We start from the raw sequence: 519 nt of genomic DNA, 5'->3' as shown, positions 1-519 counted from the left end.
GGCCGTCGTGATCGTGCTCGGCTCCCAGGCCGCCGCGGTCGCCACCTTCGTCGACGACCTCCGCTCGGCCGCGATCGCGGGCGCCGCGGTCTGCGCGTCGCGGGCCGCGCTCTGGATCACCTGCGCCCACCTGGTGCCGGCCGCCCGGCCGGACGGTCTCGGCGCGACCTTCACCCGGCGGGTGCCGCTGTGGTTCACCTTGCTCGGCTTTGCGGCCCTCGCCGGCGCTGCCACCCTCGTCCACCCGTGGCGCGGCCCGTTGGCCGTCGGGGTGGCCGCGCTCGTCGTACTCCTGCTGGTCGGGCGCGCCCTGCGCCGCTTCGGCGGCGTCACCGGCGACGTGTTCGGCGCCGCGATCGAGCTCGCCCTCGCCACGTTGCTGATCGCGCTCGCGGGGGCGTGAGGGCGGCAGGCGTTGTCCGTTTATCAAGGGATGTAGCCGAACGAGCACATCCCTAGGCGAACTCGCCCTGGGAAGCGGTCGTTCGTCTACATCCCTTGATAAACGGGCAGCCGGGG

At 73.6% G+C, this 519-nt stretch carries 1 protein-coding gene; it reads left to right on the top strand.

Annotated features, from left to right (window positions below; translation table 11 throughout):
* Positions 1 to 403 (top strand): adenosylcobinamide-GDP ribazoletransferase (locus tag H0488_RS23525; RefSeq protein ID WP_183101569.1); only part of this gene is annotated, 403 nt, incomplete at its 5' end.
* Positions 404 to 519: the final 116 nt, after the last annotated feature.

The sequence above is a fragment of the Nocardioides pelophilus genome, assembly GCF_014180685.1.
Classification (GTDB): domain Bacteria; phylum Actinomycetota; class Actinomycetes; order Propionibacteriales; family Nocardioidaceae; genus Nocardioides; species Nocardioides pelophilus.
This window is presented reverse-complemented; position numbering and strand designations above follow the sequence as displayed.